We start from the raw sequence: 16,684 nt of genomic DNA, 5'->3' as shown, positions 1-16,684 counted from the left end.
CACGTTAATAAAGTCACTCAGGCTCAAGCCAAAAGTACATGAAAATACCATTGATGCATGCAATATTAAGTCAAGAGTAATCTATTTGTTGTTTATGGAGAGACTTAGCCATGAAGTTAAAAGAAATCGTTTCATGTTACCAGACAAAAACATATGTCTGTGACAAAACCACATTTGATAAAGCCATTGTCGCTTTTGACAAGCATGCCAATTCATTTGAGAATGATTGGCGAAAGTTGATCAAAACAGCTCATAAAGTGGTTTACAAAAAAGGCTCGCCAGTGGCGCTTACATTTGATTATTCCTCTGGTTTAGAGGTTCAGGTCATTTTTGATTTTGATTCAGAAAATAAGCAGATGACAGTGCGTGTTGGCAACTGGGGTTTTCCATTTGAACCACTTATGGCTAAGCAGCGCTATGTGGAACTATTGGACAATATTCACAGTTTCATTATGGATTCTGTTGTCGTACATGAAATGTGCGCATAATTTAAATCCAAATAATCAATTTTTGACATCAACAGTTTGGTCCGCCATTGCTTGATATTGTTTAAGTAACTGATCAGCAGTTACCGGCTTGGCCGGCATGTTGTTACGGGCTAAAAATTCGGGGTTGTATAACTTGGAAAAAGAGCGCTCGCCTAAATCACAGGCAAAAGTTACGATATGTTGGTTTTTAGGTCCTTGGGCTGCGGCAAATAAAGCACCCGCGACATTTAAAGCACCGCTGCTGCCAAGTAAGATACCATCATGGTAAATAAGATGTTGGGCAATGGCGACTAAATCCGCATCCGGTAAGTTGATGGCGTAATCAATATTTGCCTGTTTAAAATTAGCCACAGCCCGCATGATGCCGATACCTTCGGTAAAAGAATTACCTTGAGATTTAAATTCACCGGTTTTTAAATATTGATAAAGGCCAGAACCATCAGGATCTACTAACCACGTTCGGATCTTCTGATTCTGTTCCTTTAAATATCGGGTGACACCGCCAATGGTACCGCCGGTTCCGCTGACTGACACCACTGTCGTCACTTGGCCTTCAGTCTGTTGCCAGATTTCAGGACCGGTGCCTGTGTAATGGGCTTTGGCATTGGACGTATTCTCGAACTGATCGGCCCACCAGTAATCATCGCGCTCATCGGCCAGCCGTTTGGCGGTGTGATAAAAATGCTTTGGATCGGCAAACGGGCAGGGATCTACCAGCTTTAATTGCGCACCATAGAGTTCGATCATGCGCTGTTTTTCAAGGGCTTGACCCTTTGGCATAACCACCAACATATTAAAGCCAAGGGCTCTAGCCACCAAAGCCAGACCAATACCGGTATTACCGGCGGTGCCTTCGACGATGGTCATACCCGGCTTTAATTGGCCGTTAGCTATGGCATCTTTGACCAGCTGCAATGCAGCCCGATCTTTAATCGAACCGCCCGGATTTTGGAACTCACACTTTAAATAAATATGAGAACCGGATAGCCTGGAAAGCGAAGGTATCTTGACCAAATCGGTGTTGCCGATGGCCTCAGTGATGTTGTTTGCCGTCTGCATTGAATTATTTTTTTGATTAAACTTATTGAGGTGTTAATCATAACATTTAATTAAAGGTCTCTATTATCGAATGTGCAAAAAAACCATGCTGATTAATCTAAGTCAAAGTATCTGTGCCAAAACCCTGATTATCTGAATTTTTTTTTCTATAATGAGTACCTATTCTTAGATGGATTCACCAGTTACTATGAAAAAATTAGCTCTCACACTTTGTTTACTAATCACAGTTTCTGTCTTTGCACAAAAAGATGAGAAATCACCTCAGGATGAAGCGATCGGATCTTTTAACAGAAGCATTGATATTGATTCTAAAGTGGTCACCCAAAACAAGGTAACAATCAAGGGTAAAGTGATTCCTTATACCGCAACCACCGGAACCCAGCCTGTTTGGAATGCAGAGGGTGAGGTGTTGGCGACGCTGTTTTATACCTACTATAAACGCAACGACATTAAAAATGATGCCGCCCGACCGATTATTGTTTCCTTTAATGGCGGCCCCGGTTCGGCGTCTGTTTGGATGCATGTGGCGTATACCGGACCGCGGGTTTTAAAGATTGATGATGAAGGCTATCCGGTACAGCCTTATGGTGTTAAAGAAAATCCCCATTCGATCTTAGATGTGGCCGATATTGTCTATGTGAACCCGGTCAATACCGGTTACTCCAGAATGGTGAAAAACAAAGACGGGGAATACCCCGATAAAAAGCTGTTTTTTGGGGTTAATGCTGATATTGATTATTTATCCAAGTGGATCACCACTTTTATGTCACGCAACAACCGTTGGCAGTCACCCAAATACATTATCGGCGAAAGTTATGGCGGCACCCGTGTCATGGGCTTAGCGGCGACCTTACAGAACTCAGAATGGATGTATTTAAACGGTGTGATTATGGTGTCACCGGCTGATTATCAAGCCATGGGTTCTGACCCGGCCATATCCACGGCCATGGACTTTCCTTATATGGCGGCCACCGCTTGGCACCATAACATGCTGCCCGCTGAGCTGCAAAGCCAAGATTTAACCGAAATCTTACCGGAAGTGGAGGCATTCGCCATCAATGAACTGATGCCAGCCTTAGCCAAAGGCGGTTTTATTACCGATCAAGAACGTAACGCTGTGGCTGCAAAAATGGCCCACTATTCCGGCTTAAGCGAAAAGTCAATTCTACAAAATAATTTAGATGTGACGCCGCGATTTTTCTGGAAAGAATTATTGCGCGATAAAACCGGTCAAACCCTCGGCCGCTTAGACTCACGATACTTAGGTATTGATAAAGTGCTGACCGGTGACAGCCCGGATTACAGCGCCGAACTGACATCATGGTTACACTCCTTTACACCAGCCATTAACTACTACTTAAGAGAAGAACTTAATTATAAAACCGATGTGCCGTATAGCATGTTTGGTGACGTCCGTCCCTGGGACAGAACCAACAACACCGTCCGCGAAGGCCTGCGCCAAGCCATGGCCCAAAACCCCTATTTGAAGGTACTGGTACAATCCGGCTATTACGACGGCGCCACCACCTATTCAGCGGCCAAATACACCCTTAATCAGATCGACCCCAGCGGTCAAATGAAAGACCGACTGATGTTCAAAGGCTACCGCAGCGGCCACATGATGTACTTACGTAAAGAGGATCTGGAAAAAGCCAATGACGACATCCGAACCTTCATCAAAAACACCACCACCAATGGCAGACCGGCTAAGTATGAATAAAATTTTTTGAGGCTGAGTATTGGCAATATAGTCTGGGTAAATTCTGTAGGTTGGAACTGAGCAACGCGAAGTCCAACATCAAATGATAAACTACAGGATATTAATACAAATACTCGACTAAAATTTACGATTAATATTTCTTAAAGTGATTTGTAATTTTTGATAAAAATTGGGCTGCGCGTTGTTCAGCTCAGCTTATCTTACTAATTACACCAAACTTCGCAAACTTCCTTTCGATTTTGGTTGTAAATTTTTGCGGTAGCACAAGCACCAAATGCATTTCCATCTATAAAGATTACTTTATCACCTTCGTTCCAGAAGTTGCAAAATGTTTTAGCCTCAAACTTTTCATCATTAATTATGAAAAAGACATCATCGTATGAGTGTTCAATATAAAATGATGCTTTACCACCTGATTTTTTTGTGGTTTTGGAAGTAAGAACATTAGTTGAATCAGAGGTCAATTCAGTAGCTTTTTCCTCAGCTTTTATAACTTTTAAAGCTTCTGATGCTGTTAATAATGAATGGTCACAGAGAGATGAATAATTGCCATTCAAACATGTTTTTAAATTAGTTTGTCTCTCTGCCGTTTTTACTTCAATTAATTCATGTTTGGATAGCAATGAATAATTACATAAAGATTTATAATTTCCGTTCATGCATGTTTCAAGATTTACAGATTTTTCCGCAATTTTAACATCAACAAGTTGTTCTTTAGTTAGTAATTCCTTATCACATAAAGCAATATACTTGCCAGTAATACAAATTTTTAAATTTTCACGTTTTTGTGCCAAGTAAGCTTGCTTTTTCTCATTTGATGATAGTAATGAATAATCACAAAGTGTGGCATATTTTCCAGATAAACATGTAGAAAGGTTATCGCTTGCTAAAATAGCGGTTGAAATTTGAATTAAAAGTAAAGTGAGTGCAAACTTAATTAACATTCTCATTTTAAATGCCTCCTATAAGTCATGGTACACATTAGAAAATAATGTAAAAAACAATATAAGTATTTAGTGCTGTGAATCCATAAGTATTAATATTGAAAATTATTAATAACCTAGAATCCGGTTATAGCAAAAGTCTATCTGTTTAACTGTAATTAAATTAAAATCTTTAAACATTTTGGAAAATAGTTGCATTCGCAAACTATAACTATTATTCACTAAACAGACCAATATTTTAGATATCTCTTTAAAAGTACGACCAATGGTCGTATAATTTAATTATTACTTAATTATAGAATTAGAATATGAGGAAATTAACAAAAGAAACCATAAAAAACGCACGAATTAAATCAAAATTAACTCAGCAAGAGGCTGCGGATATTGTTTGTGTCAATTTAAGAACTTGGCAAAGATGGGAATCTGGAGACAGAAATATGAGTGAGACTGCTTGGATCTTGTTTGATAATGCGAAAGATATAGTATTTTTACATAATAAGTTAGGTAGTGCTTTTCCTGGCGAATTCAAAGTGTATAAAAATTTTTTTTCTAAAAACTCGATTTTTGTTTACTACACATTTACAAAAGATAAAATTTCATATGTTCATCCTATTGATATTGAAATTAAAAATAAGGGGATTGATGAAATTTTATTAGAAGCAGAAAAAGAAATTGTTAAGTTTAGAAGCTCCCAATTAGCCTCTTAGGCATTATTAAAATTTAATGATTACCGATTACTACTTAATCTAAATGAAACCATATTGTTAGTTAATTGATATTAATGGTTGTTACTTAGTTATATTGGAAATGACAAAACTGATGAAGATTCCTCCACTCGCTTCGCTCGGTCGGAATGATAGTTCTGTTTAAAAAGTAAGACGTAGGCTGGGCTAAGCCTGCGCAGCCCAGCACGAGGTAGGTGCGTTGAGTTGTCTAAGAAAGCCTTAATTTTACTCTTATCTTATTGTAAATTAACAACCAACTAACAATCCAATAAAAATTAACAAGATAAAATCACAAATAACCAGGAAAAAGAAGATTTCTCAATCACGGGTCTGAATAACTTCGCGCAGAACGCTGGTGGCGTAGGCGCCGGGTTGTAGTTTGAAGCTGAGGTGTAAGGCATTGTCCTGCCATTGATGTTGGAGCTCATTGGGGTAGACACGCATGGCGCGGCGGTCTTGTTTGACTCGGTGTTTAATAAAACCGGATTGATACTCGGGTAGTGTGGCGGCGATGCTGGTTTCAAGTTCTGCGCATTGCTCACTACTTTGCACCTCATCTTCGCCCCAAAGAGCTGCTGTTAGGTGAATATCAAAAGCCGCAATGCGTTCTGTTAATTCGGTTTCTGTGGCATCACTGGCCGGAAACCATGAATGACTTTGATCCAGTTGTAAAATATCACCGGGTATCACTTGTTGCCACAGATCGTGTTCGATGCGGTGGGCTAGAATCAGATTAAAAATATGACTGCGGGCGGTGGATATCAGAATGCCGCGCAGTTTTTTATTGTTAACGCGGATTTTATCGGCAAACCAGTCCTTAGCTTGTTGAATATTGTTTAAATCATTGCCAAAGCGCTGTGGGCCAAAGTAATTGGGCACACCCCGTTGTTTAACTAAGGCGATGTTTTCTTCGATGGCGGCTTGGTCACCGGTGACGTTCCTGATCACCAAAATAAATTCGTTGAATTTTAACTGTCCGGTTTTGATTTTTGATTGATGCCAATGGTGTTCGAGAATTGTTATTTCATCAGGCAATTTGTCTTTAATAAGTGCTATGTCGGATATCTTGGGTAATTGCACGCTGAACCATTGTTGGGTGATGGCATGGCGATCTTTCATCCCGGCAAAGCCCACTTGTCGCGCTGGCACCTTACAGGCACTGGCCAATTGTGTCGCCACCCAAGCGGTGTTGCTGTGAGTTTTCTCGATTTTAAACCACAGGTGTTCGCCGCTTTCAGTGAAATCCACTTCATGGTGTTCAATGACCTTAAAGTCTGCGGCTGATGTTCTGATATCGCCTTCAGCAGTGATTGTGTTAAGAGTCGGGAATAGGGTATTGAAATTACTTGTCATACTCATTTGGGATATAAAAAACGCAAGCTGCCCATTATAGGTCTTTTGCAGAGGTCTCATCTTAACAAACTGACAAAAACTATTTTTCCTGCTTTTTCTATCAAAAGTTGCTGATGTCCTTAAACGACATGCAATGTCCAACAGATGTCCTGATAAATCATTGCGTCACATTCATAATGATATCGACTTAAAAGTAAATATTGTTGAGAGAAGAGCAATGAAAAATAGCATAAAGGTTAAATACTGTATTGTCTTGTTAATGATTCTTAGTGGTTCGACTACTTTTGCGGGGACAACTGAATTATGTCAATATTATAATCATTTGGGATCAATGGATGCGGCTGCTGATTTTTGTCCAAATCATATACCAGCGGCTGATAAGTCTTTGGGTCAAGTTATTAGTCTTAAAGGCGCACCAACCACATCCACGTCATTTGTTTTTGAAATGAAAAACGACAACTTCTATACCCATCCTGTGAATGATTTCTCGGCACAGACTTATGTTGGAGGCATCACAGCCAGTATTTATGCCATGGCATTTGATGAAACCGGCGAAACCTTATATGGACTTGAAAATACCGGAAAAAACCTGGTGACAATTAATCAAACTAATGGCGCGCTGACGGTCGTGGGTCCATTAACCAATATCATTGCCAATGATTATGTTTCAGGTCTTGATATTACACCTAATGGAACGTGTTATGTGACCAGTAATAATGGCACCACTTCGAGTTTTTATAGTTGTGATTTAACGACAGGTGCATTGACGTTGATAGGTACCCAATCAACGACCCCCTTATTGATTGGCATTGCCGCTGATTGTGAAGGCAATATTTATGGCCACGATGTTGCTCATGACAGCATATATTCAATTAATGTCCTAACAGGTGCCGCTACTCTGATTGGTTTAACAGGTCTTAATGCCAGTTATGCACAAGATATTACCTATGACCGCCATAAAAAAATATTATACGGGTATTTTTATACCGGCAACAGTGAAACCACCTATGGATCAATCAATGTGCTGACCGGGGAGGTGACGCAGTTGTTGGTGGACAGTCCTACCGGGGAGTTTGCCGGTGCCTCTAAAACAGTTTGTGCTTTACCCGATCTCATTTTCAGAGATGGATTTGATAACAGTGATTTAATTTTCTTCAATGGTTTTGAAGAATCGTGATTGTTAAAGAAGTCTGATGTCAGGTTTTATTTCAGACTTTTTTATAATTCGGCATGAACAGTGTGGCTTAACAGTTCGCAAACACTCAGGAGAAAATATGGGTTAACAATGCTCAGCTGGTTTACTGTATTTTTGGATAAATTATCGCAATATTTCTAAATGTAATGACTCTTAATTCTTAATAAAAATGACAACTTAATTTATAGTCTCGCAGTTAAAGTTCCCTATGAGTCTTAGATTCTTAATAATCTAAGATAATTTAATGAAAATGTGTAAAATAGATTAACGATGTTTTTATCACATTCTTTGTTAAGTGGATTTTATGGGTGCTCAAACAACGCTTGATTATCAGTTCTTAGATTTTCATCTGTCTCGGAATCAACAGGCTTTATATTACAAAGGTAAAAAACAAACCATCAACACCAAAGCCTATCATTTGTTATTGGAATTTGTTGAAAACCAAGGTGAAATTTTATCTAAAGATCACTTAATAAATACTGTTTGGCACGGACAGATTGTTACCGATGCCGCATTGGCTAAGCAAATACTTCGCTTAAGAAAAATAATTCATGATGATGATTTAACCAACCCCATTATCGAAACTCACAGGGGTGTTGGATATCGGTTTACCGCACCGGTCAACACTAAAAACGCAGAGTCAGGCAAAAAATCGTATAAAACAGGCTTATTTGTCTTCATCATATTGTTGGTAATAGTTGCCGCTATACTATGGTCACAAAATACCACGACAAGCACTGAGACCGAGGTAACAGCAGACGATGTCAACGTGGTGGTGCTGTCCAACAGTGAGGATTTATCACCAATCAATCTGGGAACCCTCAGTTACCTGGTGTCTTTACTTGAACAAGATAAATCAATCAATGCCTTTTATCCGCAGATTACATGGCCGACTAAAAACAGCCCGGATGAACTGGCGATTGATATAACCTCGAAAGGCAAACTTGATTATGCAGTATTGGTTAATTTTTCCGAAAACGCCGGTCGTTTTGAAGCACAAGTCACATTGCGCAATCAGGACAAGGTTTTTTCAAAAACCACATTAGAATCAAATCAGCTGTTGAGCCTGACTCAGAATATCAGTCAATGGATTAATCAAAGCTTATCTACCATAGATAATGTTTTACCGTTATCCGAAAATACTCCATTAACAAATGATGATTATGCACTGCAAAGTTATATTCAGGGGATTACTGCACAACAGTTGAAACAGGATTTTTCTAAAGCAAAGAATTATTTTGAAGCGGCGGTGCATAAAGATCCGCAATTTAAAGCAGCCTGGGTGCAATTGGCCTATGTGAAGATTAAACTTAATCAATTGACCGAGGCCATCAGCATTGCCGATACATTTTTACCGCAAGCCATTATTGATAATGACAAAGGGCTGCAGTTTGATTTGCATTACATCAAAGCAGTTGCTTATAGCCAGTTGCAAGAATTTCAAAAGGCCAAAGAAAGCATAGCGCAATCTATTCAATCGATTGAGGAAAATCCAAATCCTATTCAGAAAATCCATGGTTTAAAATCGATGATCTTAATGAATCATCTGATGAAAGACTGGGATTCGGCTTTAAAAAATCTTAATGAGCAATTAGAGCTAAGTGAAAGTTACTATCCCTTAGACCATCAGCTGGCGTCAATATACCTCGATCAAGCGCTGGTTTATGCTTATAAAGCGGACTTTGACCAAGCCAGACAAACCCTGACTAAAGCCATTCATTACTATTCGCAAGATTATAATCCGGATAATATGATTGAAAGTTATGCTTTGATGAATGGCATTAATCTGACAGAGTCTAACTATGAAGAGGGTCTTCAAATTGCCAACCAAGCGGAAAATCTACTCAATAAAACAAACCTACCAAAACAGGAGATGCGTTATTTAATGTCCACTGCGGTTATTTTTAATTTAACCGGACGTTTTGATCGCTCCGAGAAGTACATTGCACGAATGGCTCAATTGGCTAAGGAAACCAACAATAAAAGATATTACCTGATGGTGGAAGCGGTCACCATGCATGCTTTTTATGTACAAGATAAGTTTATTGAAGCCTACAACCATGCCAATACCATAAAAGCCACCTTGGAAAATAATTATGTGGCCGAAGAGATGCCCATTTTTTACAGTTGGATCACACTGATAGCAAGTCGCGTGTTGCCGCCGGAACAAGCGTTAGATTTTTATCAAGATATGCAGGTTAAATTACCTGTATTGATGGAAGATTTCGCCACCGATATGAACCGTGCTAAAGGCCATATTTTGGTCAGACTGGGTCAAGTGGAAGAGGGTTTAGAAGTGCTTCAAGATGTTGAAAAAAGCTACCGCGAAAAGAATGAAAAGCATGTCGCCAATTACGTCGGCTTTGAAATTCTGGCGATATTATTGCAACACCCTGATAAAGAATACCAATCCGTCATAAATCGACTTGACTCAAAGACCCAATATGATTATTTATTCTTTAAACTAAAAGCTCAGTTTAAAGCCAGAGAGTCAGACTATTTAGCTGCTGCCATGCTGATGCAGGAAAATAAACTCAAGGCCAATCAATTATGGACGGCTAAGGATCAGTTGTTGTTGGAGGACTATATGGAGAAGAGTGCCCAGGAATAATATTTTTTTATTTTTATCATTCAATAAATAAAAAAGCCGGCGAATACACGCCGGCTTTAAATGCTTTTAAAAAGTTAAAAACTTATTGCCACTGGCCCTGGTCCCAGTTCATTTCATCCCAGTTATTCTGGACGTTACCACAGACAATCGAGATGGTATCGTCACCGCCGGCCGGCATCACACCGGATGCCGGTGTGATGGTGCAGTTTTGTGGTGTTGGGTTATTGGGCTGGGTTGTCACTGTTAAATCCCAGCTGGCACCTACCATAACTTGCAGCGAAAACACAAAGCCACCGTTTTGGTCAATCGCTAAGGTTTCAGTCATAGACGATGAGGATAGTTTAACTTCTAAGCCTGTCGAACTAAGACCCGACACGGTGCCGGAAACCAGTCCGGTGTTTTCAAAGCCGTTAAGATAAATTAAATCACCAGCGGTGGCCCCGGTCGTTATCAGCATGATTAATAAAAGTTTTTTCATTTGAATTCTCCTTAATAAGCATGCGATTTATTGATCTTCAAATAAACTGCCTGCGACCCAGTCATGATTACCAGTTGCAGTCCTGCTTAATCCGCCACTGACACTCGAAAAACTTCCATTGGCTGAATTACTTTCACCCCCGCTGATACTTGTGGATTGACCATCAGCAATATTTGTTGAACCGCCTGAGATACTTGTGTTATGACCACTGGCTGTGTTGTAAACGCCCCCGCTGACAGTTGTGGATTGACCGGCAGCAGTATTCGAGGTACCGCCGGAGACGCTTGTATATTGACCACTGGCAGTGTTATCAAATCCCCCGCTGACACTTGAATATTCATCATTAGCATTACCTAAGTAGCCGCCAGATATGCTTGAATAATCACCACTGGCTGTATTACTACCACCACCGGTGACGCTCGCATATAAACCACTTGCAACATTAACAGCACCTCCGCTGATACTTGAATACATTGCATTGGCACTATTGTTAAAGCCACCGCTTACACTTGCTTGTGGGGAGGAAGCAATATTATCGGAACCGCCTGAGACGCTCGTTTGAGCATGACTGGCAGTATTGTTAATACCTTCGCTGACACTTGAGGCTTGACCACTCGCAATATTGCTGCTACCACCAGATACACTTGAATAATCGCCACTGGCTGTATTACTATATCCACCACTAATACTTGAAGTGAGACCACTTGCAATATGCCCTGTTCCTCCGCTGATATTTGATAGTTTCCCACTTGCTATATTTGCACTCCCGCCGGTGATGCTGGTAAAGGCTTCATTAACTATATTGTTAGCACCCGCTACAAGTGATCCATAATCATCATAGGAATTACGGTAGCCAATGATTAGATTATGTGAGCCACGGCGTACATTACTATCCCATATTTCGCCATTGGTGTAGCAATCGCTAAAGTTATCATATAGAGGGTCCGAACAAAATTCAAAAGCATTTATATGGGTTTCGTTATAACCAATGGTTAAATTCCCGAGGCCATTGACCGGACCATTGGTGTAACCCGAACCACTGTTGACCTGGACATTAACAGCAGTAAATTCGGCGGTGTCATAACCGTTTATGGTGGACAGTTTTAATAAACCATCAAGGTCCAGAACCGTATTGTTTTCCACTGCCGCCAGATCACTTTGTAATTGAGTTATGGCGGCCTGTTGATTGTTAATGGTACTTTGCATCGATATAATCAAAGCCTCCAATATGTCGAGCCGGGCGTCATTATCATCGACTTCGGTTTTTACGGCATTAAAGTTCTGATTGACTTCAGCCGCCAACGCCGGTGTGTTGGGTGTAAAGGTGTTAGGAATAGTTAAATCACCTGCTGCTACGTTAAAAGAAAATACGAAGCCAAGGGTCATTAAGCCTGCTGGTATAGTATAAGCTGTTGTAAAAGTTTTGGTGTTTAATTTCATTTTGTTTATCCTTAAAATAAAAAGTAGTCATAAGTAAGTACGCAAAGTGTCAGTAATGACTGCCAATTATTTTATAAGGAACTGATGGAATAACTCCTGTATTTCACGGTTTTAGCGCTTTCGGTTGTAAAATAAGTTACAAAAAACCTATTGAATGTAAGCTCTAGGAAGTAAATGATAAAATGTGCTAATATTGATTTTATTGGTATCATCTTGATATCCCCGTTCAGTCCGCATTCAAGATTAAGTGTATTGATTGTTTTGACGGAGTTTAAGAAGCTTTCACAACGTATCTGCCTGAACGGTATTCGACAGCCAATAACGATAGTTGTTTTATCTAATGTAGAGAATAAGGATAAATCATGTAGGTTTAAGATGCTGCTAGGTAAAATTTGATAGGGATTGTATGAAATACGTCCTCTATTTCAGGCTCAGCGCGCTTTCGGCGTGAAAAAGTTTCCGGAAATCATTTTCATATAACCCGTAAGGAATTTTGCTTCGATACCGCAGTTGAATGCATGTTGTACTTCTGTTTCAGCCTATAATTTTAGTGAACTGACAACTGTTCGATTGCGGCCACTATTTTTCGCCTGATACATGGCCAAGTCAGCGCACTTGATGCATTCGGTTATGACTTGATTGTAACGACACTCACTTAATCCCGCGGAAAAATGTATCGGTGGACATTCCGGGTGAATTGTAGTGTTGATGTGTTGTGCTTGTATACGTAACGTCTCTATTTTTTTGCTAACCTGATCGGTATTACTGTCAACTAAGACCAACAAAAATTCTTCTCCACCGAATCTACCAGCCAGATTGGGTGCTGTGATGTGCTGTTGACACAGTTGACCCAGCTGGATAAGCACTTGATCACCGGCATCATGTCCAAATTGGTCATTGATTTGTTTAAAATTGTCTAGATCAAGCATCACCAGATGAATGCTTTGGTTGGTTTTAAGCCGCGCATGTATCTGTTTCAATAATGTCATAATATGTGATCGGTTGAATAAACCGGTAAGTTGGTCGAAATTAGCCAGCTGATAGAGTTTGGCTTGTTGTTTTTTGTTGTAAATAACGGCAAATATCAATAGAAATACCAGGCTCACAGCGGCAAAAATGCCCATCATTAATCGTTGGTTTTGTTGTTCTTCTTTTACCAGTTGGAGTTTTTGTTCGGCGTTTTCTTTAGCCAGAATGGAGTTTTCCTTGGCTTGTGTTTCTGATTCAAACTTGACCCTTAATTCATGTAGTTTTTGGGCGCTGCGTTTTGACATCAGCTGTTGCTTTTTATGGATTGTGCTTTTAAGCTGTTCATAAGCTTGTTGATAAAAGCCTTGCTGGGCTTTGACTTCGGACTCCAGCTCAGCCAGAGAAATGGCCTGGACGGGCATGCTGTCGGCATCTAAATACTTTTTAGCCAGTTTCATGTGGTGTAATGACTTTGGCTTGTCGTCCATCTTTAAATACAGTTGGGTCAAGGTACTATGAATATCCAGTAGCATAAATTTGTTTTGACTACCACTAAATAGCCTGGCTGCTTCTGTGAGCATTAAACTGGCTTGTTCAAAATCTTCAGACTTTATATACAAAGGCGCCAGTTCTTTCAAAGCATATGCCACACCCTGATCATCACCAATGGCCCGTGAAATTGCTAAGGACTCCTGTAATTGTTTTTGACCTGTTTCAAGTTTACCTATGTTTTTGTTGGCACGGCCTAAACCGTACAGTGCGATGGATAATTCCAGCTGGTTATTGTTTTGACGCTGATAATCGACAGCTTCCTGGAAATAGGGGATGGCCAATTGGTCTTCCCGCCGATATTCATAAACCAATGCCACACTACCGGCGATGGCACTTTTGCTGTTCGTGCTGCCACTATGTGGCGCCATATGATAAGCGCGCAATAACGCTTCTAATGCGGTTATGTAATTACCCAAAGTGATTTCAAGATAGCCTTGCGCGACCAGGGCATTAATGATCATATTTTGATTGTGATTGGATTCAGCCCATTGAAGGGCTTGTTTGACTAAAGGTAAACCTTCCTGGCTTTGGTTTTTAAGGTCTAAGGCCTGGGCTTTGGTGATGAGTAAGGCGTGATACAAGGAGTCGGGCTGTTTTTCTGGCAACAAATGCAGGGCCTTATTGGCTGCTTCAAGTGCTTGTTGTGGGTAAACTAAGCTTAAATAAGCTTCACTCAGAATATAGTGGTATTGTGCTGCCAATTCGCTTTGTGGTTGATTCGGAGGATTGGCCAATAATTCATCAACGACCAGTTGAGGGTTATCACTGATACGTGTATATAAATCTTCATATTCCGGCGATAAGATTTGGGTTGAAGGCTGGGCGAGTGAAAACTGTAAGAAAAACAGCAAACAAAGACTGGAAAAAGATATGAAATATTGAGCCTTCATGGTGTTCATTTAAACAAAAATAATCGATTAAATTTTAGCTTATTAATAACAAAAAAACCATGAGCGACACGCGCATTAATCATGAATAGAGTTAAATCAATCGCAGTGATCTTAAGGAAAATCAGAAAACAAGAAATATCTTTGCTGAATTTAAATTATCCAGCCTCAAAGCATGTCAAACAGTCATTACTTATGACTATCCGGACGTCAAAGGTGTGAAAACAATTTAAGGGAAACTTTTCATGTAACAGTAGGGCCATTCACATGGATGTGAATGGTAAAAATGTTCCTGACATTTTTTTATTCGTATCGTCCTGATACTCACCCCTTCGGGGCTTGCGTGAAAAATATTTCTGGAAAATATTTTCATGTAACCTGTAAGGACATTCACAGGGAAGTGAATGGTAAAAATGTTCCTGACATTTTTTTATTCGTATCGTCCTGATACTCAACCCTTCGGGGCTGGCGTGAAATTTTGTTCCTGACAAAATTTTCGAACGGAGGTTTTTCATTACTATCTTTCCGCCATTTTTATTGAAAAAGACCAATAAAGCGAGGAATTAGCTATTGTTATGTTAAGTATTACTGGGAATTTAGATTTTGAGTGTTGTTGGAGAGGGATTGATGAAATACGTCCTGTATTTCACACTTCCTGAGCCTTTGGATTTAACACAGGAGATTCTTGGTTTATTAAACTCTCTTAGGTAATCTAAGTATTTAGATAGGGATAGATCAAATACATCCTGTATTTGCCACTGCGTGCGCCTGCGGCGTCAAAAAAGTTTCAGGAAAACTTTTTCATGTAACCTGTAAGGCCATTCACAGGGAAGTGAATGGTAAAATTTGTTCCTGACATTTTTTTATTCGTATCGTCCTGATACTCACCCCTTCGGGGCTTGCGTGAAATTTTGATCCAGACAAAATTTTCGAACGGAGGTTTCTCATTACTATCTTTCCGCCTTTTTTATTGAAAAAAGCATCAATAAAAATGGCGGAGAGACAGGGATTCGAACCCTGGGTACGCTATTAACGTACGCTGGTTTTCAAGACCAGTGCATTCAACCGCTCTGCCATCTCTCCGCATTGTGTGATGTTTTTAATGAGTCATCTGCTCAGGACTGAAACAGCACTGGTCTTGACAAGACCAGCTTAGACATCGTGTTATGGCGGTTTTGACGCAGTCAAAGAAGCCTTCACTAAGATGTCGTTAAAAGCGTGCATTCAACCGCTCTGCCATCTCTCCGCATTGTGTGATGTTTTTAATGAGTCATCAACTCAAGCTTACAACAGCGCCGGTCTTGACAAGACCAGCTTAGACATCGTGTGATGGCAGTTTTGACGAAGTCAAAGAAGCCTTCACTAAGATGTCGTAAAAAGCGTGCATTCAACCGCTCTGCCATCTCTCCGCATTGTGTGATAGTTTAAAGAGTTATCAGCTCTAAAATTTGCAAAGAACAGGTCGGAGACCACTCGCTGCATGGGTTGCGTACTTTATCTTAATTGTTGTGTTTTTTCCAGAAATATTTATCCACTTTTTACTTTATTTGATGTGGAAATGGCGGTGGCCTTTTTATTTTAGAAGAAAACGGCTAAAATACGCCGTTTCCTTGAAAGTTGATTTGAATTATGTCATTAGAAACGGGTGATAAAGCACCAGATTTTTCATTGATTGCCGATAATGGCAAACCTTATAAATTATCATCCAAGGCAAAAACCAAGATGATGTTGGTTTTCTATCCGGGTGATGGCTTACCAATTTGTGAAAAACAATTTTTAGACTATAAAAAAGAAGCGGACGCTTTTAAAAAACAAGGTGTGGAAGTCATTGGTATTTCCGGCAATGATATGAAGACCATTAAGGCATTTAAAAAACAGCATAACCTACCATTTACTATGCTGAGTGATGAAAAAGGTGAAGTGGCTGAGCAATACAATGCGTTTGGGTGGTTTGGTGTGAAAAGAGCTGTTTATTTATTGGACAAAAATTTAGAGATTTTATATCGGCATATTGAACCGGTGTCTATTTATGCGAGAACCGCAGACGAGCTGCATGCTGTGATTGAACGAAAGTCATGATATGAGCTTTATTAAATTTAAAAAACCGGCTGTTATGCCGGTTTTCAGACTGCTGACAAAGTCCCCACTTTTGCGTGGGGATTTTTTATAATAGCAATATGCTAAAAAATCATCCCCCCATCCAAACAAGCTATGAGTTTGTCAGCCTTGAGGATTTAGTGCCTCAAGACCACTTAGTCAGAAA

At 39.9% G+C, this 16,684-nt stretch carries 12 protein-coding genes and 1 tRNA gene; 6 read left to right on the top strand and 7 right to left on the bottom strand.

Going from position 1 to position 16,684, the window contains the following annotated elements:
- Positions 1 to 110: 110 nt before the first annotated feature.
- A complete protein-coding gene (locus tag OS173_RS08745; RefSeq protein WP_267183899.1) occupies positions 111 to 488 on the top strand; it encodes a hypothetical protein in 378 nt (125 codons plus the stop codon).
- A gap of 15 nt (positions 489 to 503) precedes the next feature.
- On the opposite strand, the gene OS173_RS08740 is transcribed toward OS173_RS08745, so the two are convergent.
- A complete protein-coding gene (locus OS173_RS08740; RefSeq protein ID WP_267183898.1) occupies positions 504 to 1,547 on the bottom strand; it encodes a cysteine synthase A in 1,044 nt (347 codons plus the stop codon).
- Between the two features lie 187 nt (positions 1,548 to 1,734).
- On the opposite strand from OS173_RS08740, the gene OS173_RS08735 reads away from it, so the two are divergent.
- Complete coding sequence (locus OS173_RS08735) at positions 1,735 to 3,267, top strand: S10 family peptidase (protein WP_267183897.1); 1,533 nt, start codon at positions 1,735 to 1,737, stop codon at positions 3,265 to 3,267.
- Between the two features lie 203 nt (positions 3,268 to 3,470).
- On the opposite strand, the gene OS173_RS08730 is transcribed toward OS173_RS08735, so the two are convergent.
- Positions 3,471 to 4,217 carry a hypothetical protein gene (locus tag OS173_RS08730; RefSeq protein ID WP_267183896.1) on the bottom strand — a complete coding sequence of 249 codons (747 nt, stop codon included), beginning with the start codon at positions 4,215 to 4,217 and terminating at the stop codon, positions 3,471 to 3,473.
- A 302-nt stretch (positions 4,218 to 4,519) separates the two neighbouring features.
- Between OS173_RS08730 and OS173_RS08725 the strand changes: the two genes are divergently transcribed.
- Complete coding sequence (locus OS173_RS08725; RefSeq protein ID WP_267183895.1) at positions 4,520 to 4,918, top strand: hypothetical protein; 399 nt, start codon at positions 4,520 to 4,522, stop codon at positions 4,916 to 4,918.
- Positions 4,919 to 5,254: 336 nt separating this feature from the next.
- On the opposite strand, the gene truD is transcribed toward OS173_RS08725, so the two are convergent.
- Positions 5,255 to 6,295, bottom strand: a complete 1,041-nt coding sequence (gene truD, locus OS173_RS08720; protein WP_267183894.1) for a tRNA pseudouridine(13) synthase TruD — start codon at positions 6,293 to 6,295, stop codon at positions 5,255 to 5,257.
- Positions 6,296 to 6,506: 211 nt separating this feature from the next.
- On the opposite strand from truD, the gene OS173_RS08715 reads away from it, so the two are divergent.
- On the top strand, positions 6,507 to 7,466 hold the full coding sequence (locus tag OS173_RS08715; protein ID WP_267183893.1) for a DUF6923 family protein: 960 nt from the start codon (positions 6,507 to 6,509) through the stop codon (positions 7,464 to 7,466).
- A 322-nt stretch (positions 7,467 to 7,788) separates the two neighbouring features.
- Positions 7,789 to 10,095: a winged helix-turn-helix domain-containing protein gene (locus tag OS173_RS08710; protein WP_267183892.1), complete on the top strand. Its 2,307-nt coding sequence runs from the start codon at positions 7,789 to 7,791 to the stop codon at positions 10,093 to 10,095.
- 82 nt (positions 10,096 to 10,177) lie between these two features.
- Here the strand turns inward: OS173_RS08710 and OS173_RS08705 are convergent, their stop codons facing one another.
- The 4 genes from OS173_RS08705 to OS173_RS08690 form a co-directional block, all read right to left on the bottom strand.
- Positions 10,178 to 10,573, bottom strand: coding sequence for a hypothetical protein (locus tag OS173_RS08705; protein ID WP_267183891.1), 396 nt, complete (start codon positions 10,571 to 10,573; stop codon positions 10,178 to 10,180).
- Between the two features lie 27 nt (positions 10,574 to 10,600).
- Positions 10,601 to 12,013, bottom strand: a complete 1,413-nt coding sequence (locus tag OS173_RS08700) for a hypothetical protein (RefSeq protein ID WP_267183890.1) — start codon at positions 12,011 to 12,013, stop codon at positions 10,601 to 10,603.
- A 539-nt stretch (positions 12,014 to 12,552) separates the two neighbouring features.
- Positions 12,553 to 14,424 carry a GGDEF domain-containing protein gene (locus OS173_RS08695; protein WP_267183889.1) on the bottom strand — a complete coding sequence of 624 codons (1,872 nt, stop codon included), beginning with the start codon at positions 14,422 to 14,424 and terminating at the stop codon, positions 12,553 to 12,555.
- A 989-nt stretch (positions 14,425 to 15,413) separates the two neighbouring features.
- Positions 15,414 to 15,504 (bottom strand) — tRNA-Ser (locus tag OS173_RS08690).
- 546 nt (positions 15,505 to 16,050) lie between these two features.
- Here OS173_RS08690 and OS173_RS08685 point away from each other — a divergent pair.
- Positions 16,051 to 16,500 carry a peroxiredoxin family protein gene (locus tag OS173_RS08685; RefSeq protein ID WP_267183888.1) on the top strand — a complete coding sequence of 150 codons (450 nt, stop codon included), beginning with the start codon at positions 16,051 to 16,053 and terminating at the stop codon, positions 16,498 to 16,500.
- The last annotated feature ends 184 nt before the right edge of the window (positions 16,501 to 16,684 follow it).

It is taken from the genome of Marinicella gelatinilytica (genome assembly GCF_026410405.1).
GTDB lineage: Bacteria > Pseudomonadota > Gammaproteobacteria > Xanthomonadales > Marinicellaceae > Marinicella > Marinicella gelatinilytica.
The sequence above is the reverse complement of the archived record's forward strand: the minus strand, read 5'-3'. Positions and strand labels throughout refer to the sequence as shown.